Annotated in this window: 20 protein-coding genes; 5 read left to right on the forward strand and 15 right to left on the reverse strand. The window is 40.0% G+C overall.

Features of this window, described 5'->3' with window-relative positions; genetic code table 11:
* Position 1 precedes the first annotated feature (1 nt).
* The 6 genes from wecB to O3598_RS07410 form a co-directional block, all read right to left on the reverse strand.
* The gene (gene wecB / locus O3598_RS07385; RefSeq protein WP_005377046.1) at positions 2–1,144 is read right to left on the reverse strand and encodes a non-hydrolyzing UDP-N-acetylglucosamine 2-epimerase; all 1,143 of its coding nucleotides are present in this window, start codon (positions 1,142–1,144) and stop codon (positions 2–4) included.
* Positions 1,145–1,200: 56 nt separating this feature from the next.
* Positions 1,201–2,355, reverse strand: a complete 1,155-nt coding sequence (locus tag O3598_RS07390; RefSeq protein ID WP_005377132.1) for a glycosyltransferase family 4 protein — start codon at positions 2,353–2,355, stop codon at positions 1,201–1,203.
* 46 nt (positions 2,356–2,401) lie between these two features.
* A complete protein-coding gene (locus tag O3598_RS07395; RefSeq protein ID WP_016476478.1) occupies positions 2,402–3,760 on the reverse strand; it encodes a PFL family protein in 1,359 nt (452 codons plus the stop codon).
* 10 nt (positions 3,761–3,770) lie between these two features.
* Positions 3,771–4,046: an ACT domain-containing protein gene (locus O3598_RS07400; protein ID WP_005377141.1), complete on the reverse strand. Its 276-nt coding sequence runs from the start codon at positions 4,044–4,046 to the stop codon at positions 3,771–3,773.
* Between the two features lie 121 nt (positions 4,047–4,167).
* Positions 4,168–5,814 (reverse strand): phosphoglucomutase, encoded by a 1,647-nt coding sequence (locus O3598_RS07405; protein WP_038124123.1) that lies wholly within the window; start codon positions 5,812–5,814, stop codon positions 4,168–4,170.
* 15 nt (positions 5,815–5,829) lie between these two features.
* Entirely contained in the window at positions 5,830–6,750 is a 921-nt protein-coding gene (locus tag O3598_RS07410) for a YitT family protein (RefSeq protein WP_005381583.1), read from the reverse strand.
* A 195-nt stretch (positions 6,751–6,945) separates the two neighbouring features.
* Between O3598_RS07410 and ispE the strand changes: the two genes are divergently transcribed.
* The 4 genes from ispE (at position 6,946) to O3598_RS07430 (ending at position 11,607) form a co-directional block, all read left to right on the forward strand.
* Complete coding sequence (gene ispE / locus O3598_RS07415; RefSeq protein ID WP_005381580.1) at positions 6,946–7,842, forward strand: 4-(cytidine 5'-diphospho)-2-C-methyl-D-erythritol kinase; 897 nt, start codon at positions 6,946–6,948, stop codon at positions 7,840–7,842.
* Positions 7,839–8,537 carry a GntR family transcriptional regulator gene (locus O3598_RS07420; RefSeq protein WP_005376998.1) on the forward strand — a complete coding sequence of 233 codons (699 nt, stop codon included), beginning with the start codon at positions 7,839–7,841 and terminating at the stop codon, positions 8,535–8,537. The genes ispE and O3598_RS07420 overlap by 4 nt, the downstream gene beginning before the upstream one ends.
* Before the next feature lie 153 nt (positions 8,538–8,690).
* Positions 8,691–10,151 (forward strand): alanine/glycine:cation symporter family protein, encoded by a 1,461-nt coding sequence (locus O3598_RS07425; RefSeq protein WP_164733400.1) that lies wholly within the window; start codon positions 8,691–8,693, stop codon positions 10,149–10,151.
* Between the two features lie 199 nt (positions 10,152–10,350).
* Positions 10,351–11,607: a Glu/Leu/Phe/Val family dehydrogenase gene (locus O3598_RS07430; protein ID WP_287510022.1), complete on the forward strand. Its 1,257-nt coding sequence runs from the start codon at positions 10,351–10,353 to the stop codon at positions 11,605–11,607.
* 83 nt (positions 11,608–11,690) lie between these two features.
* Here the strand turns inward: O3598_RS07430 and O3598_RS07435 are convergent, their stop codons facing one another.
* The 8 genes from O3598_RS07435 to O3598_RS07470 all read right to left on the reverse strand — a co-directional run bounded on the left by O3598_RS07435 (position 11,691) and on the right by O3598_RS07470 (position 19,062).
* Complete coding sequence (locus O3598_RS07435) at positions 11,691–12,182, reverse strand: QueT transporter family protein (protein ID WP_287543281.1); 492 nt, start codon at positions 12,180–12,182, stop codon at positions 11,691–11,693.
* Between the two features lie 629 nt (positions 12,183–12,811).
* Entirely contained in the window at positions 12,812–13,501 is a 690-nt protein-coding gene (queC, locus tag O3598_RS07440) for a 7-cyano-7-deazaguanine synthase QueC (protein WP_287510020.1), read from the reverse strand.
* 87 nt (positions 13,502–13,588) lie between these two features.
* The gene (locus O3598_RS07445) at positions 13,589–14,344 is read right to left on the reverse strand and encodes an exodeoxyribonuclease III (RefSeq protein ID WP_005377116.1); all 756 of its coding nucleotides are present in this window, start codon (positions 14,342–14,344) and stop codon (positions 13,589–13,591) included.
* Between the two features lie 45 nt (positions 14,345–14,389).
* Positions 14,390–14,626, reverse strand: a complete 237-nt coding sequence (locus tag O3598_RS07450; protein ID WP_371452272.1) for a hypothetical protein — start codon at positions 14,624–14,626, stop codon at positions 14,390–14,392.
* Complete coding sequence (locus tag O3598_RS07455; RefSeq protein WP_371452274.1) at positions 14,623–15,438, reverse strand: sulfurtransferase; 816 nt, start codon at positions 15,436–15,438, stop codon at positions 14,623–14,625. The genes O3598_RS07450 and O3598_RS07455 overlap by 4 nt, the downstream gene beginning before the upstream one ends.
* A 128-nt stretch (positions 15,439–15,566) precedes the next feature.
* Complete coding sequence (gene dcm / locus O3598_RS07460; protein WP_371452276.1) at positions 15,567–16,859, reverse strand: DNA (cytosine-5-)-methyltransferase; 1,293 nt, start codon at positions 16,857–16,859, stop codon at positions 15,567–15,569.
* A gap of 73 nt (positions 16,860–16,932) precedes the next feature.
* Entirely contained in the window at positions 16,933–17,673 is a 741-nt protein-coding gene (locus O3598_RS07465) for a hypothetical protein (RefSeq protein ID WP_316064879.1), read from the reverse strand.
* Between the two features lie 3 nt (positions 17,674–17,676).
* Complete coding sequence (locus O3598_RS07470; RefSeq protein WP_371452278.1) at positions 17,677–19,062, reverse strand: Sau3AI family type II restriction endonuclease; 1,386 nt, start codon at positions 19,060–19,062, stop codon at positions 17,677–17,679.
* A 263-nt stretch (positions 19,063–19,325) separates the two neighbouring features.
* Here O3598_RS07470 and O3598_RS07475 point away from each other — a divergent pair, with 263 nt between their 5' ends.
* On the forward strand, positions 19,326–20,258 hold the full coding sequence (locus O3598_RS07475; RefSeq protein ID WP_287503131.1) for a DUF3829 domain-containing protein: 933 nt from the start codon (positions 19,326–19,328) through the stop codon (positions 20,256–20,258).
* A 65-nt stretch (positions 20,259–20,323) separates the two neighbouring features.
* Here the strand turns inward: O3598_RS07475 and O3598_RS07480 are convergent, their stop codons facing one another.
* Entirely contained in the window at positions 20,324–21,886 is a 1,563-nt protein-coding gene (locus O3598_RS07480; protein WP_302943022.1) for an ABC transporter substrate-binding protein, read from the reverse strand.
* Between the last annotated feature and the right edge of the window lie 169 nt (positions 21,887–22,055).

The raw sequence follows: 22,055 nt of genomic DNA on the forward strand, positions 1-22,055 counted from the left end.
ATTATTTACCAAATCGATTAGGACGATTAGCATCGCCTAAGAACTCGTGGCGTAAAGCTTGCAAGATACGCTCAGATGCTTTGCCATCACCATAGGGGTTAACCGAATTCGACATCGTCTTATACGCTGCTGCATCATGTAATAGCTCATGAGCAGCTTTATATACCGCGTCTTTATCAGTACCTACAAGGCGTACTGTACCAGCATCAACAGCCTCTGGGCGTTCTGTAGTATCACGCAATACGAGAACTGGTTTACCGAGAGCGGGGGCCTCTTCTTGAATCCCACCAGAATCTGTAAGAATTAAGTAAGACTTAGCCATCAAGTTTGCAAATGGCTCATAATCAAGAGGATCGATAAGTGTAACACGGTCAACATCCCCTAGTTCCTCTCGAACTACTTGACGAACTTTTGGATTTTTATGCACCGGGAATACCACTTGAATATCATCAAAATCATTCAATAAATCACGAATAGCTTGATACACATGGCGCATAGGTTCACCAAGGTTTTCACGACGATGTGTGGTGACAAGAACTGTACGCTTATTTGGATCGAGTGCATTAATAGCCGCATCATCAAAGACATAATTATCTTTTACCGTAGTATCTAGTGCATCAATTACAGTATTACCAGTAACATAAAGGTGATCAGTATTAATATTTTCTCGTTTTAAATTCGCTTCAGAACTAGCGGTAGGTGCAAAATGATATGTTGCCAAGGAACCTGTTAATTTGCGGTTCATCTCTTCTGGAAATGGAGAGTAAATATCGCCTGTACGAAGGCCTGCCTCCACATGACCTACTGGGATTTCTTGGTAAAAGGATGCCAACGCACCTGCAAAGGTTGTTGTCGTATCACCATGAACGAGTACTACATCAGGTTTTGCTTCTTCTAAAACAGATTTTAATCCCATCAATGCACGATTTGTCACATCGTACAACGTTTGACCTTGGCTCATGATATTCAAATCATAATCAGGCGTAATGTCAAACAGGCGCAACACTTGGTCGAGCATATCTCTATGTTGTGCTGTTACAGTTACAATTGGCTCCATATCTGGTGCCGCTTCTAAGGCTTTTACTAGCGGAGCCATTTTGATTGCCTCTGGTCTTGTACCAAAGATAGTCATTACTTTCAACATTTACTCATCCTCCACAGAGTCTAATAAAAAAGGGGCGCATTGCGCCCCTACATTGGTTACTCTTTTTTAGAGTCATCATCTGCATGCTCTAATGCTTTTGCCAATTCTTTGCGATCAAACGAAATAGTTTCATCTAAATTGCTACGTTCAATTGTAGGGCGAGGTAAGGGATGTCCCGCCGCATCACTATGTGTAATAACACCCAAGCGACGAGCCACATAGATACTACATAGGAAAATAGCTAAGACTAGTACGCAACCAATCCAAGCATTAACCTCTGCAACGATAACAGAAACACCACCAAAGAGAGCGGTAACAGCATACATCATCAATACTGCTTGTTTTTGAGATAAGCCTTGTGCCAATAAACGATGGTGTACATGACCTTTATCTGGTTTAAAGATAGGTCGTCCACTAATCTTACGACGTACGATAGCAAACAATGTATCTAATATAGGTAAACCAAGAACGATAGCTGGAACAACTAAAGCAATGGTAGCTGCCGTTTTCACGGCCCCCATAACAGATATAGCTGCTAAGGTATAGCCGAGGAGCATCGAACCGGTATCCCCCATAAATATCTTGGCGGGATTAAAATTGTACCGCAAGAAACCTACCGTCGCACCTGCAAGAGCCAATGCGATACAAGCTAAATCAATTTGACCTAATTGTAATGTCATCGCACATACGGCAATACAAGCGATAAAGGAAATCCCTGCTGCCAAGCCATCAAGCCCATCGATTAGATTGACAATATTGGTAAATCCTACAATCCAGAATATGGTCAACGGAATGGCCCAATACTTTAAATAAACTACACCACCCCAAGGGAGGTTGATAAAGTCTACGCGAATATCATAGGCCACAAGAATGGCGGCAGCAATAATTTGCCCCATCAATTTCGTCTTCGGCTCGATTTGTCGAATATCGTCCCAAATACCAACAAGGACTAGAATAACAGTACCCAATACGAAGCCGAATAATTTATGGTCATGAGGAATACTGTTGTTAAATAACACAGATCCTATATAACCAAGGAAAATAGCCAATCCACCAAGACGGGGAATAGCACCATGATGCACTTTACGAGCATCAGGTTTATCAATGGCCCCTACGGCAACGGCGAACCGTTTTACCAAGGGGGTTAGTGCAAAGGTTATGACGAGAGCCAACACAAAGGCCCACACATAATCAGGCACATACTCACTCATAAGTACACCTCCAACAACTCGAATTCAACAGATTCGAGGTTTCAACTTAGTTTGTTAAGCTGCGAATAGGTGCTGGAATACGACCGCCACGAGCAATAAACTCAGCTGCGCTGTATGGACTTACTTCAATAATTGGAGCATAGCCAAGAAGGCCGCCAAATTCAACAACTTCACCAACTGTTTTACCAGGAACTGGGATAACGCGGACTGCTGTTGTTTTATTATTAATCATGCCGATAGCAGATTCGTCGGCGATGATAGCAGAAATTGTATCTGCTGTTGTGTCGCCAGGAATAGCAATCATATCGAGACCTACGGAACATACACAAGTCATAGCTTCTAATTTATCAAGGGATAGACTACCGCAAGATACAGCATCAATCATACCTGCATCTTCAGAAACCGGAATGAAAGCACCACTTAAACCGCCTACGTGAGAGGATGCCATAAGGCCACCTTTTTTCACCGCATCGTTTAACAAGGCTAATGCTGCTGTAGTGCCATGACAACCACAAGAAGATAAGCCCATTTCTTCAAGTACATGAGCTACGGAGTCACCTACTGCAGGCGTTGGTGCCAAGGACAAGTCGATGATACCAAATGGTTTACCAAGGCGACGAGATGCCTCTTGTGCTACCAATTGACCAACACGTGTAATTTTGAACGCCGTACGTTTAATAGTTTCGGCCACAACGTCAAATGGTTCACCACGCACTGCTTCAAGAGCATGTTTTACAACACCTGGGCCAGATACACCTACGGAAATAGCGCTATCACCTTCGGTTACACCGAAGAAAGCACCTGCCATAAATGGATTATCTTCTACAGGATTACAGAAAATAACGAGCTTAGCACAACCAAGTGCATCATTATCTTTAGTAAGGTCAGCCGTCTTTTTAACGATAATACCCATATCACGAACTGCATCCATGTTGATACCTGTTTTAGTGGAACCAACACCAACAGAACTACAAACGATGTCTGTTGTGGCTAACGCTTCAGGAATAGAATCGATAAGAATACGGTCAGCTTTAGTCTCACCTTTTGTAACGAGTGCAGAAAAACCACCGATAAAATTAACACCCACAGTTTTGGCTGCGCGGTCAAGCGCTTCTGCAATTGGTACATAAGATCTTAAATCACTGCCACCAGCCACTAAGGAAATCGGTGTTACAGAAATACGTTTATTGATGATAGGCACACCAAATTCACGCTCAATGTCCTCACCGGTTTTAACCAAATGTTCAGCTTCTTTTGTAATACGGTCATAAATGCGATTGCAGAGTTCTTTACCAGAGCTAGATGCACATTCTAACAAGCTAATGCCCATTGTAATGGTACGCACATCGAGCTTGTTATCATGAATCATCTGATTCGTTTCAAGAATATTGTCAATAGATAACATGTGCGCCTCCCTATCCTACGCGGTGCATACTAAGGAAAATATCAGCATGTTGCGCACGAATTTCTACGCCTAATGTATTACCTAGTTCGGATAAAGCATCTTGAATAGATGTTAAATCTTTTACGTCGTTAGTTTCGGTTTCACACATCATAATCATATTAAACAAACCATCTAGAATCGTCTGATTAATAGATAAGATATTTACTTTATGGTCTGCCAAAATACTGCTGACACCAGCAATGATACCTACACGGTCGACACCAACTACGGTAACTACTAATTTCATACAATCACCTTTTCTGACTCACTACAAACTATGTACATGAAAATTCATTCATTCTATAAACTATATTAATATATTATATCACATATATCATATTAAGAGCGTGAAAACTTTATGAGAATGCTCATTCAGTCTCTATGGTGCCATTTAATGCAGCATTGACAATTTCCTCACCTGCAGTGAGTAGTGCCACAAGACCTAAATCGCCTTTGTAACTTTCACCATAAATTTTGTATAAATCTTCTGTACCAGATGGTCTAGCTACGAACCACCCTTTATCAGTTTCTACGCGTACACCATCGATTGGCATATCATTATACAATGATGTGGTACGAATATTCATGATGGGATCACCATCAACAGTAGTGGCAGTAATTAATTCAGCACTCATTTGTTTTAGGATTTGTTTTTGCTCTTTTTTGCATGGTGCATCAATACGGCCAAAACTTGGATTTCCAAACTCCTCAACAAATTCGTCAGCCATTTTTAGTGCAGATTTTCCCATAACGGCCATGATTTCCATACTTAACAAAGCCATAATCATACCATCTTTATCGGTAGTCCAAACAGTGCCATCCTTTTTCAAGAAGGAAGCGCCCGCACTTTCTTCACCACCTATGCCAATGGCTCCATCAAATAAAAGCTGTGAAAAATATTTAAAGCCCACAGGTACTTCAAACACAGGAGTTTCAGCATCAGCAGCCCATTTATCAATCATCGTAGTGCATACAACAGTCTTACCAACACCCTTATTTTTCCATCCCCGCGTGGTAAATAAATAGCGAGCTGCTAATGTTAAAAATGTATTAGCCGATATAAGCCCACTGGACACGACAATGCCATAGCGATCATAATCAGGATCATTACCAACTGCTAAATCAAAATCCCCGATTCGATTAATAACCGAAGCCATCACATAAGTGGAAGAACAGTCCATACGAACTTTGCCATCATGGTCATAGGTCATAAAACTAAAGGTCGGATCATAATCATCATGAATGATAGTTAAATCAAGACCATATCGTTCCTTGATAGCATTCCAATAGCTGGCACCGCTACCACCTAATGTGTCCACCAATACCTTTGGACCGGCCGCTTTAATGGCCTCCATATTAATAACATCGCCTAATTCTTCCACATATAAGCCTTTATAGTCATATGGCACTTGTGCAGTAGGTTCAATATTATCTATGCTAATGCGCTTAAAGTCCTCACTTTCACAATAGGCAGTCAAATACTCGTTGGCACGCATCTCAATCCATTTTGTCACCACCGTATCAGCAGGACCACCGATAATCGTATTATATTTAATGCCTCCATTATCAGGCGGGTTGTGAGACGGTGTAATAATGATACCGTCCGCCTTATCGTCATGTTCTTCATTGTATCGAATAATAGCGCGTGATACAGAAGGTGTTGGAACGAAAGCCATATCACAATCTACCATAGCTGTAACGCCATTACCAGCTAATACCTCAAGCACGGTCACAAGTGCGGGCTGAGATAATGCATGCGTATCTTGGCCTACGAATATAGGACCAGTAGCACCAAATTGTTTACGACCATCACAAATGGCTTGTGTAATAGCCGCCACATGAAGGTCTGTAAATGTACCATCTACGGAGGTACCACGATGGCCAGATGTACCGAATGAAACCAATTGTGTAGGATTTGTCATATCTGGAACATTATCAAAGTACGCATCTACAATGGTCTGTACATCTATAATATCTTGTTCTTGAACAGGTTTTCCTGCTAATGCATGAGCCATGCTAGCCTCCTTATTCTAATCTTTGTGTTCTACATAATGAGCATTATCCTTACATTCTTTGACGAGATTTTCTATCGACGTCGGCACAACAGGTGTAGTGAATCCTTTGCCGATAACCTCTTGTGCATCTGTGATGAGAATGAAAGCCTCATTATCCACTTCTTCTATAACTTCTTTTAATTTATTGACTTGCAGCAAATTAACCGCTACCATTACAATCTGTTTCGGCGTTCTAGTATAAGCACCGATACCATTGATAATCGTCGCACCACGGCCAACCTTACTAATGACCGCATCACAGACCTCATAGGTTCGATAGGTAATGATGAAAGCTACCTTTCGTTGATTAAAACCAATGACGACCTTATTGGTGATAATCGTATATACATACAATGATACGAGTGTAACCGCTACAGCCTCTAAGCCAACCACAAATACAGCAGCTGCTAAGATAACAGCATTGATGACACTATTAATGGATCCCATTTGAAGTCCATAGTATTTTCGGACAATCAATGCTATCGGATCAAGTCCACCCGTATTACCGCCAACACGATATACCATACCGAGGCCTACCCCCGTTGTAACACCAGCCATCATAGAACTCAATAATGGATCAGAAATGACCATATTGTATTGCAAGAAATCAAAGGCATCTACCATCCAGGACAACATGACGGTACCATACAAGGTATTGACCACCACGCGCTTGCCTAGCCAATGCCAAGCCGCCCAAAATATAGGAATGTTTAAAATCACATTCCATGTACCAACGGAAAGTCCTGTGATGTAATAGAGTATAAGACCAACACCACTAATTCCTGTGCTCACCAATTTGTGCGGTAACACAAACGCATCGATGCCAACGCCAAAAATAGCACAGCCTATGGCAACGATTATACATTGGTATACATCATCTTTATATTTAGACCACATATAGGCCTCCCTAAATTGCCATTTCACTATAAATATTCTATAATTAATTAATTGAATATATAGCATTATCACTATATATTTACATACATATACAGTTTCATCATAAACTACTTAATGTTTATTTTCAATCATTTTTAATCTCATGTACGAATGGTATAGAAATTTGTACAAATCATATGTCGCATCGAGGATTTTATGTCAAAAAGTATCGAACAATTAGGTCATAGTAAAATCAATATCGGCCTTGCTATTACTGGTAAACGCGATGACGGATATCACAATATCGACAGTATATTCCAGTCTATTCGTTTGGCGGACTCCATCTACTTTGCCAAACATCACTCCGTTGTATTCTCCGGTGTAGCACCAGAGTTACCACAATACATTCAAGATCTCATCCCCTATGATGAACGCAATTTAGCATTAAAAGCATTGCGCGAAGTACAAAAGTATACAGGATGTAAGGCAGGTGCCGCTATTCACCTCATGAAACGCGTACCCGCGGCGGCAGGTCTTGGCGGTGGCAGCGCAGATGCAGCAGCGATGCTACTAGGCCTCAATAAGTTTTGGGATTTGCGCCTCACCATGGATGAGTTGATGACATTAGGTGCTAAACTCGGCTCCGATGTACCATTCTTATTAAAAGGTGGCACGGCTCGTGGTACAGGTCGCGGCGAAGAACTCGTCTATCATCCATCACCTGAACCTCATTGGCTATTATTGGTAAAACCTGAAATTTCTGTATCCACTGCAGTAGCCTACGGTCGTTATAACGGCCAGTCCAACGCCACATCAGATACAATTACTAATGTATTACACCATTTAGAACAAAATGATATGTATGGGGCTTTCACAAATAGTGCTAATACATTTGAAGAATTATTATTCCCTGATCACGAAGAACTGATTACGTGTAAAGAGTTCTTTACGAGCCGTGACTATCCAACCATCATGACCGGCAGTGGCCCTACCATGGTTGTGTTGTTAGAAAAGCCGGCTCAAGCATTGTCCTTACAAGAAGAGATCAAAAAAGCTGGTCATAACTGGCTTTCACTAATTACAAAAACCTGCACACAGGAGGAGGTACAATGACAAAACGATTGCAACCTATACGTCTAGATGCCTATAAACCATTAAGCGAAGTAGTGAGTGAAACATTACGCTCAGCCATTCAGGACGGCACCCTTAAACCGGGTGAACGCCTCATGGAAATCCCCCTCGCCGAAGAACTCGGTGTGAGCAGAACCCCTATCCGCGAAGCTATTCGCAAACTCGAACTTGAGGGATTCGTCGTAATGGTTCCACGTCGCGGTACCTATGTGGCAAATATTTCGTTAAAAGATATTACCCAAGTATTCGAAATCCGTTCCGCCCTTGAAGAATTAGCCGCTGGCCTTGCAGCAGAGCGCATTACAAGCGATGAAATAGAAACGCTAGAGCGCATGCTCGTGGAAATTGGCGATCACATGGAAAACAAAGATATGGATAGTGTAGTAGCCGCAGACGTAGCATTTCATGAGGTCCTCTACAAGGCTTCCCGTAATGAACGCTTAGCAGACATCGTCCACAACTTGCGGGAACAAACATACCGATTCCGCAGCTTTTCCATGAACCAACCAGGCCGGTTACGCAAAACGTGGGAAGAGCATCGCCTTTTGGTCGAAGCCATCGCATCCCATAACGCGGTACAAGCTCGTAAACTAGCGCGTATCCACATGGAACATTCTGAACAAACCTTATTACAAGGCATGGAGGATGCCAAGTCCTTTAATACAGAGGATATATAATACTAGAACCTCCTAGATGACTGCATACGACACGCATACATAGATATAAATTGTATTTATGTATGCGTGTTTGTTATATTCTATAGAAGAATGTTTCATTTTTTGGTACAATAGATACAAAATTTATAGTGTTATTAAAGAAAGGTGAGTTTTATGGAAGCTCTACTCAATGATGCAGTCTCCACGGTCAATACCTACCTGTGGAACTACTTAATCATCTTTATTCTCATCGGTGCTGGTCTCTTCTTTACGATGACCACTGGTGCCGTCCAAATCCGCATGTTTAAGGAAATGGTTCGCCTTGTCGCCTCTGGCGCTGGTTCTAAAACAGAAAAGAACCATGTATCCTCATTCCAAGCATTCTGCGTTAGTACCGCATCTCGCGTAGGTGTTGGTAACATCGCTGGTATCGCTATCGCCGTTGTACTCGGTGGTCCTGGCGCCGTGTTCTGGATGTGGGTTATCGCCCTTATCGGTGCTGCTACTGGCTTTATTGAAAGTACACTCGCTCAAATTTACAAGGAACCTGTTGCTAAAGGCGGTTTCTACGGTGGTCCTGCCTACTATATCCGCTATGGTCTTAACAACAAATTCCTAGCGGTTTTATTCGCTATTTTAATCAGCATTACCTATGGTTGGATTTACAACTCTGTACAAGCCAACACATTGGCTGCATCCCTTCAAATTTTCAACTTTGATGTAGCCTATACTGGTGTTGTTGTAGCCGTACTTGTTGGTCTTATCATCTTTGGTGGTATCAACCGCGTTGCCAAAGCATCTGAAATCATCGTTCCAATCATGGCTGTTCTTTACATTGTGACTGCCTTATTCGTAGTCATCTCCAATATCAGCCAATTTCCTCATGTAATCTATACAATCGTTACATCTGCATTTGAACCATCTGCAGCCGGTGGTGGTCTATTAGGTGCTACTGTAATGAATGGTATTAAACGTGGTCTATTCTCCAACGAAGCCGGTGAAGGTTCTGTACCAAACGCAGCTGCAACAGCCGCTGTTAATCACCCTGTAGAACAAGGCCTTGTTCAAGCATTCGGTGTATTCCTTGATACATTCATTATCTGTACAGCATCTGCGTTTATCGTTCTCATGGTTGGCGACTATAGCACAACAGGTCTTACTGGTGTAGCACTTGTGCAACATAACCTAGCTCAAGAGCTCGGTTCCTGGGCACCTACTGCTGTTGCTGTATTCATCGTAATGTTCTCCTTTAGTTCCCTTATCGGTAACTACTATTATGGTGAAATCAACATCAGCCACTTAACAGACAAAAAATATTGTCTCCATTTATTCCGTATCGGCGTAGTCCTAATGACATTCATCGGCTCTATCGCATCCCTTGATCTTGTATGGAACCTAGCCGACTTATTCATGGCGTTCTTAGTATTAACAAACATTAGCTCCATCGTTCGCATGGGACGTACCGCAGGTCTTGCGCTTGATGATTACATCAAACAACGTAAAGCTGGTATCGATACGCCTGTATTTAACCGTTCCGTTCTTAATCATACATTTGGTATTGTATGGTGGGGTGAAGGTCAAACTACAGATTCCTCTGTACCTGCTACACCTGTAGAAGATACAATCGAAAAATAATATATACCGATTCTTAGGGTCTTTATTCTTTGGAATAAGGACCCTATTTTTTGTGAAAGCTCTAACTATTTACAATCATATCCAACTATAGAATATAGTTAACATTGTATGTAGGGTATTCATTCGTCCATGTCGAATACAATAAATAGCAAGATATTTAAACAATCCATTGATTCTGAATTATCAGGAGGACTTTTATATGCAAAACTATAATCCCTATGAAAACATGTTAAACACACTTGATGTAGCGGCCGAAAAGCTTGGCTACACAAGAAATGATTATGAAGTACTACGCCATCCAGAACGGGAACTAAAGGTGTCCGTTCCACTCCAATTAGACAATGGCGAAGTCCGCGTATATGAAGGCTATCGTTGCCAACACTCCACATTGCGTGGCAGTGCCAAGGGCGGTCTTCGTTTTCACCCAGATTCTGATGAAAACGAAGTTCGTGCATTAGCAGCTTGGATGACTATAAAAAATGCTATCGCTAATATCCCTTATGGTGGTGGTAAAGGGGGCATCAAGGTTGATCCTAAAACATTGAACCCTCGCGAATTAGAACGGTTAACCCGTAACTTTGTACGTCGCATTGCACCTATCATCGGTGTTAATACCGACGTTCCTGCTCCAGACGTAAATACAAACGCACAAATCATGAGCTGGATTGTTGATGAATACAGCACATTAAAAGGCGAATGGAGCCCAGGTATCGTTACAGGTAAACCTATCGAAGTAGGCGGCTCCCTAGGCCGTAATGAAGCTACCGGCCGCGGTTGCCTTATCGCATTGCAATGCTATTTAGCTAAAAAAGGCTTAGATATTAAAAACATGACTGTCGCCGTTCAAGGCTTTGGTAATGTAGGGTCCGTTGGTGCTCGCCTCATTGCAGAAGCGGGTGCTAAGGTTGTAGCTATCGGCGACGTAGCTGTTAATCTATACAATCCAAATGGCCTCGATGTTGAAAAAGCTTATGAATATGCTAATTCTCATGGTCGTTCCTTGGTTGGTTACACCGAGCCAGGCATGACTACCATTACCGGCCAAGAATTGTTAGCCCAAGATGTGGATATCCTCTATCTGGCAGCCCTTGAAAATCAACTTAACAAGGACAACATGGAACATGTACGTGCTAAGATTATCTTAGAAGGTGCTAATGGTCCAACTACAAATGATGCGGATACATACTTCTTTGAAAAAGGCATCGATATTATTCCTGACGTACTTGCTAATGGTGGCGGTGTAGTTGTATCCTACTATGAATGGGTACAAAACAAAGCTGGCTTCTACTGGTCCCTCGAAGAGGTAAATGAACGCCTCACTAGAAATATGCAAAACAGCTTTGAAGCAGTGTGGCAAATGCAACAAAAATACAATGTAGCCCCTCGCCTAGCTGCATACATGGTAGCCCTCGAACGACTTGTCATCGAAACAACACTTCGCGGCTACAATTGCTAAGGTTATTCTCCAACAATTTCATATAGTAAAAGGACTGGCTTTCCATTGTGAAAGTCAGTCCTTTTATGTTATATGTTATGTAGTTATTTAATGGCGTTCATCAAAGCGGCTACTGTACGGCGAGATGCGAGAGCTTTCACCAATGTAGCACCTACGATGCCTGGGATTGTTTGACCAATCAATAAATTGATCACCAATGCCCAGTACGGAACACCTACGAGTGGGCTAAGCCACAATGGTACGCATAATGCAGGTACTAAGATGATTGGCAGCATCGCCCACCACGCGCTAAGTCCAGCACGGCGCATCAATACGATGATACCAGTCGTCAAAATACCAACACCAAAGCCCCCCACCATATCAAGGACGCCAAGGCCCCCGAACAAGAAATTAGAAATGAGGTTACCTATGCCCATAGGAACGATTAAGAACGGAAAGGCATAAGCAAGTGCATATAAAGATGTAGCTATACGAATTTGGTACGCACCGAAGGAAATTCCTTGGGTTAGATAAATAAGAACAATATACAATGCTACTACCATAGCAGAAATCGTTAATTTTCGTGTAGAAATCATGCACTCACCTCCTTTTCAATAAAAAAGAGCATGGCAAAACTACCATGCTCGAATGTGCTTATGTTTTCCGTAGTTTTGTTTAGAGACAGGATGGTTTCAAACTGTCTTATGTAGTTGTTCGCCGTTTGGCGGTATGATTATCATATCATAATTCTTTAATTTCGGCTAGGTACTGTAGTGCAGACAGAATTGACTACTTCTACAACCGCTCCAGCTAGCTTAACGGTCTTCGGCCGAGGGCCTTGACCTACTAAAGTCGCTCTGTAGAAGTAGTCAATTCTTTAGCATAACGGTTTATGCTCAATTGCATTCTTTACGTTATGTTAACATATGCTCGTCAAACGGCGAACATCTATTTTGACGAGTCTTCGGGAGAAGGCCTCGACCTACTAAAGCGTTCTGCGAAAGCAATCAATTCTATTGCATAACGGTATATGCTCAATTGCATTCTTTACGTTATGCTAACATTGGTCCACCAAACGGCGAACGACTAATTTGACGGGGTTTCGGGTAAGGACCTCGACCTACTAAAGTCGCTCTGCGAAAGCAATCAATTCTACTGCATAGCGGTTTATGCTCAATTGCATTCTTTACGTTATGTTAACATATGCACGTCAAACGGCGCTCAACTAATATGACGGGTCTTCTACACCGTTTGCGTGGAAGGCTTCTTGGCGGTCGATGCAGGTGCCGCAATGGCCGCATGGGTGGTCGCCGCCTTCGTAGCAGGACCAGGTAAGTTGGTATGGCACGCCTAGGCGAAGGCCTTCGCGGACTACGTCGGCTTTGTTGCAATTGATGAATGGTGCTTCAAGGGAGCATTCTTGTCCGGAGCCTTCAAAGATGGCATTACCCATAGATGTGTAGAATGTTTCTGTGCAGTCTGGGTATGCATTGCCAGCTGCATCATCGGCATGAGCGCCATAATAGATATAGCCACAATCGAGGGATAAGGCTAAGGATGCCGCAGCGGATAGGAACAGGCCGTTTCTAAATGGTACATAGGTGCTAACGGGTCCTTCCCCATGTTCATCTTGTTGTTCCTTGTAGGAACCAGTAGGGACGTCCTCTGTTGACTGCTTCAATAGGGATGAATTACTGAATGCAAACAGTTTTGTTACATCCATCGTTTTGCCTTCTATGCCGTAGTATGATAATACGTTGGCTGCAGCCTCTAATTCCTTGCTATGTTTTTGGCCGTATTGTATGGATAAGGGCACCACATTCTCTTTGCCAAATCGCTCAATGGCGAGCGCCAAACATGTTGTGCTATCTACGCCGCCACTAAATAATACAACGGCTTTTTGCTTTTGTGCCATCGTTCCTCCTTATGAAAGCCTCATCCGTAGATGAGGCTTTATACATTAATATCGATATATGAAGCCAAGCTTTCACCATATCACATATTATAATTCAATATCGAGTTCCACTGGACAGTGATCACTACCAAAGATTTGTTGATGAATTTTGGCCTCTTTAATTTTGTCGTCCAAGCGTTTAGATGTAATAAAGTAGTCAATTCTCCATCCCACGTTTCTATCGCGAGCCTTGCCCATGTAGGACCACCAGCTATATTCATCAACCGCATCAGGATACAAATAACGGAATGTATCAGTAAAACCAGATTCCAACAATTCTGTCATCTTAGCTCGTTCTTCATCGGAGAAGCCAGCGTTCTTACGATTTGTTTTAGGATTTTTCAAATCGATTTCATTGTGAGCCACATTGAGGTCGCCACAGAGAATAACCGGTTTCTTCTTATCCAATTCTAATAGGTATGCACGGAACGCATCTTCCCAAGTCATACGATAGTCTAAACGCGCCAATTCACGTTGACTATTCGGCGTGTAGCAGCAAACGAGATAAAAATTATCATACTCAGCAGTAATGACACGGCCTTCTTGATCATGCTCTTCAATGCCGATACCATTTGTCACCGCAATCGGTTTAATACGTGTAAATACAGCGGTTCCACTATAGCCTTTTTTCACTGCGCTATTCCAAAATTGTTCATAACCTGGTAATTCTAATTCAATTTGATGGGGTTGTAATTTTGTTTCTTGCAAGCAGAAAATATCTGCATCTAATTCGTTAAAGGAATCGATGAAGCCTTTTGTTACGGCTGCACGCAATCCATTTACATTCCAAGATATTAATTTCATTGATACTCCTTATAAGGAATTTATATACAATATTATTTGTGAAAGTTAGCTTTCACGAGCATGTTTATGTTTTCGCTCATACTTAGCTTGAGTGCGTGCTTGTCGCGATGCTTCATTAGCTTTCATTTCGTTTTCCTTACGATATCTAAAGTAATTCGCCACAACGGATAACAAAAAGATAATCATAACCGTTACATTGAATAGACCAGGGCCATAGGTATACAAATGATAGCATAAATAAGCAAATGCAACGACCGATAAAATATGATTTAACATTCTCATAATGTTTCAACCCCCGTTTGAATTGGGAATTCATCATAGGTTACCCAATCGCTAGAACTACCTACATACAAAGCAGAGTTAAGTCCCGCTTCACTCATAACAAGTAGAGCATTACATGCGGTAACACCAGATCCACAATAGGTAACAACAGGTTTTTGTTGATAGATTTCATTGTAGAACTCATTTTCTAAGTCCTTAATAGACCGAGGACCTTCCGAAGTATAGCCACTTTCATAAAAATGGTTAACAGCCCCCGGAATATGTCCTGTCATACCATCCATAACATCGACCACTGAACCATCATAACGTTCTGGTGCGCGGGCATCGACGATAACATGAGAACCGGACTTACTCGCCTCCAATACCTCATTACGACTCATGGTCATATCCGTTTGCAATGTATAGTTAAATGTCGTTGGTTCTGTAGGCAAAGGGGTAGGATCCTTAGTCAATAAATGACCTTCTTTCACCCATCGTTCAATACCGCCAGATAAAACGCGTACATCTTTAAGGCCCATGTAGCGCAAGGTCCACCAAAGGCGACCAGCAAAAAAAATCCAAGAATCATAGACAACGACCTTAGAATTTTCATTAATACCAAATGTCTCGAAGGTTTTCGCCAATTGCTCCATATCCGGCAACGGATGACGTCCCCCATGTTCACCGATAGGGCCGGTCAAATCCTTATCTATATCGACGGGAAAAGCGCCTTTAATATGACCTCGTTTATAATCTTGAAACCCTCTTGCATCGAGGATGATAACCTCATCCATGATAGGTAATAATTCGTTAGGAGTAATGAAATTAGACATAATGACTCCTTTCATGTGATTATATCGAAAAATACAAATCTGTTAATACCATTATATACGAGGGGAGTATAGAATACAATCAGCAACGGTTATTATACAAAAAAGAGGCTATAAAAGCCTCTTTAATATTATATCTTATCTATTTTTTGTAACTCATCGCCAATGCGCTTTACGATACCCGTTACTAAAGCATTCCCCATAAAGAACATTCTCATCCGATCTGATACTTCTTCAACCTCACCCTTTGCATTGAGTTTAAATTTTGTCCAATCATCAGGAAAGTCTTGTAAACGCTCTGCTTCAATAGGTGTAATCAAGCGATAATTTCCATTGATTTTTAATAAATGAGTTGAGCGATTGACACTACCTTCCGATGTAAGCATTGTTCGGCCTGGCAAATCTAAGGAATCATATTCACTCATGCCCCCCTCTGCATAGGTATACTCATGACCATCTGCTGAGGTGCGTATCAACTTTTTAGGCCCCCGGAGATATTTGAACTTTTCAAGTTTATCTCCAGTAATATAATACTTAGCATCAACTGTTTCTTCTGGAACTACGATTTTCCCCATTGTAATTGGTGGCTCAACAATTGGATTGGTTTCAATAGTATAGTAATATCCATTAGTCATCAATCCAGAATTCCAAAATTTACCATCATTGAAAGTTTCGGAAACCTCGGCAATATCGCCCACTAACTGATTCGCATGTACACGTTTTTTAACAGCTGTTCCTTCTACTGGGAACTGACGACCAAATAAACCATCTTTAAAAATATAGTTTTGATACTGTGCTAATCGTTCTTCTATAGTTGTATCTTTAGAGAATTTTGCTTCATATGTTGTATGTAAGCGTTCACCCCATTTTGTGTCATTTCTAAATACAAAGAAGAAAACCCGACGACGTCGCTGTGCACGACCATAATCAGCAGCATTAATAACACGCCATTCAACAGAATATCCTAATTCATTAAACGCAGCTAACATAACTGCAAAATCTCTACCACGTTGACTAGATGGAGCCTTTAGTAGTCTATCTACATTTTCGAGGATTAAATATTTAGGTTTAATAACCTCAGTAGCACGGATTATTTCCCAAAAAAGGACCCCTTTTTTACCTTCAATACCGAGTTCATTCTTTTTACTTCTTGCTACAGAATAATCTTGGCACGGGAATCCACCTACAATCATATCAACACCATTTTGCTTCATCTCTTCAAACTTCTCATTTGGAATGAGTGCAACATCGGTCCCGATATGTTCCATATTAGGAAATCTATATAAACCTACTTCGTAAGCATCTTGTATCTTTCTCGATGGTTCATACTGATTAGAATATAGTGTTTGAAAGACCTCTTTACTTGAGTTCTCAAGGCCTACTATAAATCCACCTACACCATCAAACATAGAAAATATCTTCATTATAACCCCTTATCAATAAATTACTCGAACATATTATATCAGATTCTAGAGAAGAGATCAAGATCTATTTCTATTATTTATCTAATCTTATAAGTCCTTTTCTCGTTACTAACCAATGCGATGTAGCTAAATTTTCTAATTGATTCCTATAAAGTATTATATTTAAAGGTTGCTCAGATAATATATTCCTACCAGTTAAATACCACTTAGGATATGTCTCTTTCCCTACAGGTTCATCAATTTTATCAAGTGCTTTTTGCAAGATTTTTTCTTCTAAACTTACTCTTTTATCAGAAGCTACAGTATGAAACTTTACGATATCTGTATCAGCAGTGACTATATTTATAATGTATTCTTGAATGTCGGTCTTTTCAAAAATCATAGCTTCTATTTGCACAATGTCATCATACTTTAAGCGGCTTTTATTGGTCCCAGCCTGTACCCATAACCAACATAATAAATATCGCTGTGTTTCATTATATTTTGGATTAGTCAGCCAACCCTCTTTTAATTGCCCATTATACATATAAGACACTTCAAAGGCGAATGTGGGCATAGCTTTTTCCTTTAAATTAGTTTTTGCATAATGGATAGCGGCCTTTTCATCTACAACAATTTTCTTTCCACTCTTAAGAATAAGAACAGTATCGCTGCCTGCATGCTGCTTATTTAACTCTCTAGAGACCTCAAAATCAATAATATATCCTTTTTCTTTGAATCTTTCATAGAGAAATTCAACCAAAAACTTATTTACCGCCTGCTCTCCCAACAAGTCATCTTCAAAATTATATTTAGTTCTCTCACTATAATCCATAAATTATAACTCTCTCACTATTTCTGCAATATACTCTCTATTTAACCAATATGTCTGTTTTGTAATCATTTGGCCATCTGGTAATCGAACTTTATCGGCCGCATTAGCAGCTTTTGGTCTAATGTGGCAAAGGCCATTAAACTTAGCTCCTGGCAAATTATTTTTCACCCCTCTTGGCGTTTGTGTTAATTCAACACCAACTGCTAATATGTCATGCACTGTTTGCCATAGATTTTTTAATTCGGTCTCAATAATTTGCTCCGGCATATTCCACAGCTTAATGCCTTTCAAATAAGGTACTCTGTTAGGGTTCTCTCGTTCGGTCTCAGTAAATTGAAATACAACAAATAAGAACTTTGTATTTTCAAATGTTTCATATACTTGGGATTCTTCCCAAGATGCATTGAGCCATCTATCAAAGTCAATTTGTTCAAATGACATATGTTCACGAGGAACACCATTTGGTTCTAAACGGATAGTCTTAAATTTGATATTCGCCTTAGCGAATTCCTCAGTATCATCAAGACTAGTGCCTTTTATACCAAGTAGATCACTGACTAGATTTGCATACATCGCTTTATTCTTGTTTTCTGCAAAGTTAATGTGACGCTTTAATTCATATAATGTACGCCCAATATAAGGTGCAAATCTTTCATGTAATAACTCATCAACTGATTTAGACTTTAACTCTTCTGGTTTGAAAACTGAGATTACGTCTTCATTCATAAGAATTCGTCTTACATAAGTAGTCATATATGAGTTCTTTAACGAATAGGCTCTCTGTTTTGCAGGAATATCAGAAAAAGGTTGCTTTCGCATGCTCTTTGCATTAGCACCTTTTGTACAAGCAGCAAGATACATGGTATCCCCCTCAGAAATTTCATGAGCCTTACCCGCTTTGATTTTATCTATAATAATTTGCCAATCTTGCTTAACAATAGCTAAATCCGATTCAGAAAATTGATGGATAACGGATTTAAGAATAGGAAATTCCCCTTTATTCACACCATCAATCCATTTATAAAACATAAGCAAAATTTTTTTATTCTTATGCCACAACGATGATTCTTCAAAAGTACGCTTATACTCTTCCATATAATCAATAATATTGAGTACTAATCTTTCCTTTGCTGAGAAGGATGTCTGTTTTACATTTGTTTTTATGCCAGTAACCTTTAATTCAAGATTTAGGTTAGCAAAATCAGCTTCTGCACGACTATTAGGAGCCATATGAAATAAGCCTTCTTCAATGATCTGACCTATGCCTCCCTTATTTTTCTTCGTCTCAAGTCGATTAGTTACATCATACTCCTTTACAAGCTTACCTTCTGCAGACTTTGCTACATCTAAAACTTCTTCAATAGAATCATAGCGACGTTCAAAATCCATTCCAATCACCTCCCATTTGTTAATTTAATTATACCAACTTATAAATATGAAATAAACATACACTGCATTGCATATCAATAAATATATTACTTACTCAAATAGCTATTAACGCTTTATAATATTTAATATTTATTTAATAATTATCAGTTATATGTATCTTTTTTGCCCCTTTAATCTATGCTATAATAATACTGATATCAACTGTATAGAATATAAAGTATAGATATTTTTTCACAAACGCGTTTTACAAGGAGTATTGGCAATTGAAAAAGGGTTATATTAAATTAATCTTAGCCGTAATTCTAGGGATTGCTGTTATTGGTGGAGGCATTTATTGCGCTTATCACTTCCTATCCAATAAAGCAACTACAATATTATATCGCTCTACTATTGAGGACAAGATCAATGCCTTACGACCTTATATCGAGGCAGCTGATACATTTAATTTAAATAGTGTTGCCTATACCTATCAAATACAACCAACCCTTGAAGAATTGCGCAATCATACACATAATACGTCTGTAACATTACCTGACTATAAGAAATTAAAAGCTCAGCTTGAAGCAGCTAAAGAAGAAAGTTCAACACCATATGAGGATGTAAATAAAGCGACGGATGAATTACTTACCATCTTATCGCAATTAATTCCTGTGGCCGACCAACTTCAAAACTACTACACAGATAGAACTTTTGAAAAAGATAATTTTGTAGGTAGTGATAACTTAGCTAGCCAATATGTACCATTAGCAGATCAATTCAATGCGGCCTATAATGCATACGATTTAGCACTTGAAAATCGTAATAACGAATTATATTCAGAACGCATGAAAGAATTCGCTGATGAAAACAGAGTCAATGCAGTTAATTTCATTGAATTAAATATACTATTATCTCAAACCATAGATATTATCGATCCTGATGGTAATACAGATACACAAAAGGTCGAAACCAATCTACAAGAAATTACAAAACGCTTGAATGACTTGCAACCTGGTACAAAACCAGAAACGCAAGCTGCGGTTAAACAATATCAAGATGCTGTAAAAGAATTTATTGCAGAAGCAAGAAATTACATCATTATCAACTCCTCCTATGGCGAAGCATATACGCAATTATACGTAAAATATAATCGCATGATTGGTCGTGCTAACGAGGTGGATATGAATGACCTCGATGCAGTAGACAGCAAAAAATAATAATTGAACAACACAAAGGACCAGCCTTATAGCTGGTCCTTTTATTGTGTCTAAATCAATACTAATTATTCTTTTTTCAAATCTTTCGTGATTACATAGTATTCACTAGGTGATGTGTGAATACCCTTTAGATAGCTTTTACCAATCATATTAATCTTAGGATAGCCAAGGAATATGGTAGCATTTTCATCGAGCAAAATTTGTTGGGCATTGATGATAGCATTGCGTGCGATTGTAGCATCTAGCGTAGAACCTGCAAGTGCCGTAAGTTCATCAAAACGAGAGTTATTAAATCCAGAACCATTATTCGGATTATATCCATCGATATTACTACCCCAATATTGTTTTAAAAACCATACAGGGTCACCCGTATTAGCAGTAACGACACTAGAAACTAATAAATCATAATCACCGGTTTTAGCTAGTTCATCAATCATCGTATAATCGACAATTTTAATCTGTACGTCAATACCAATTTTCTTATAATCCGCCTGCATTGCCTCTGCATATAGCGTCAATTCAGGTCTTGATGTATAAGTATATAAAACTAGCGAGAGATTTTGACCATTTTTATCTACAAGGCCATCCCCATTGGTATCTGTCCAACCAGACTTAGCTAATAAAGTTTTAGCCTTATTAGGATCATATGGATTGGTATCCTTTAATTGTTTAAATCCATAATCAAGGCTAGGAGGCAATGGAGCCTTACCGGCTATAAATGTATCTTTCAAAAGGTTTTTAGCATAGCTATCACGATCTATGCCAGCAATAAGAGCAGCCCTCAAATTAGAATCCTTCAATTCACCTTTTTGACTCATACGTGCCATCACATCGCGCAATGATGACGCCTCTGTAACAGTATAGTCTTTATTATCCGCAAACAAACTGTACTCACCAGGTCCAATGTTTATTGCCATATCGATATCACCAGATTGCAATGCCATCGCCCTCGTATTAGCATCATTGATAGAGGGTACTTCTACACGTTTAAACGGCACATCACCATCCCAATAGTTTTCATTAGCGGCTAGTTCAGCACGTTCCTTGGTAAAGGATATTACCACATAGGGCCCAGTTCCAATAGGACCATCGGCACTAAAGTTTCGACCCTCTCGTTCAGATTGCACATCTACAATGACAAACAATGGATCGCCCAGAGAACCTGGTAAATTAGGGTACGCCTTATCCGTCTGAATCGTTAAGGTTTGACCATCCACTGTAATAGAATCATAGGTAAAAAACGTCTTGGCACGATTACTTTTAGCAAAGGTCCGCTCAAATGACTCTTTTACGGCTTGAGCCGTCACCTTTCGACCATTGGAAAACTTAGCTTTGTCATTAATGGTGAAAGTCCATGTTTTTCCATCCTCTGATACGGACCATTTTGAAGCAAGCCAAGGCTTTGCTTTCATTGTATCATCAAATTTAACCAGCGTTTCACCAATACCATAACGTACTACAACCCAGCTAAAATAGTTCTCTGTAGGTTCTAATGTACTAGCAAATCCAATGGCACCTACTCGTAAAATATCTTTATCAGCACTAGAGTTCATCCCACAACCAGTAAGACCAACTACGGTAAGGCCTAATAAAGCACATGTAGCCAGCACTCGTCTTATGTTTTTCATTTAATCTCCTATTACCAATCTGTATACTCGACTTGATATCTATCAAAATATGTTCATATGAATGCCTTCCAATATACCTATATGGGTATATTGCTTTCTTTATCATATCCTATTTATCGAAAGTTCTCAATCATCTAATATATATTTAGCAAATAGAAAAGATAAAAGC

Origin of the sequence: Veillonella atypica (assembly GCF_041431435.1) — a bacterium.
Lineage (GTDB): Bacteria > Bacillota > Negativicutes > Veillonellales > Veillonellaceae > Veillonella > Veillonella atypica.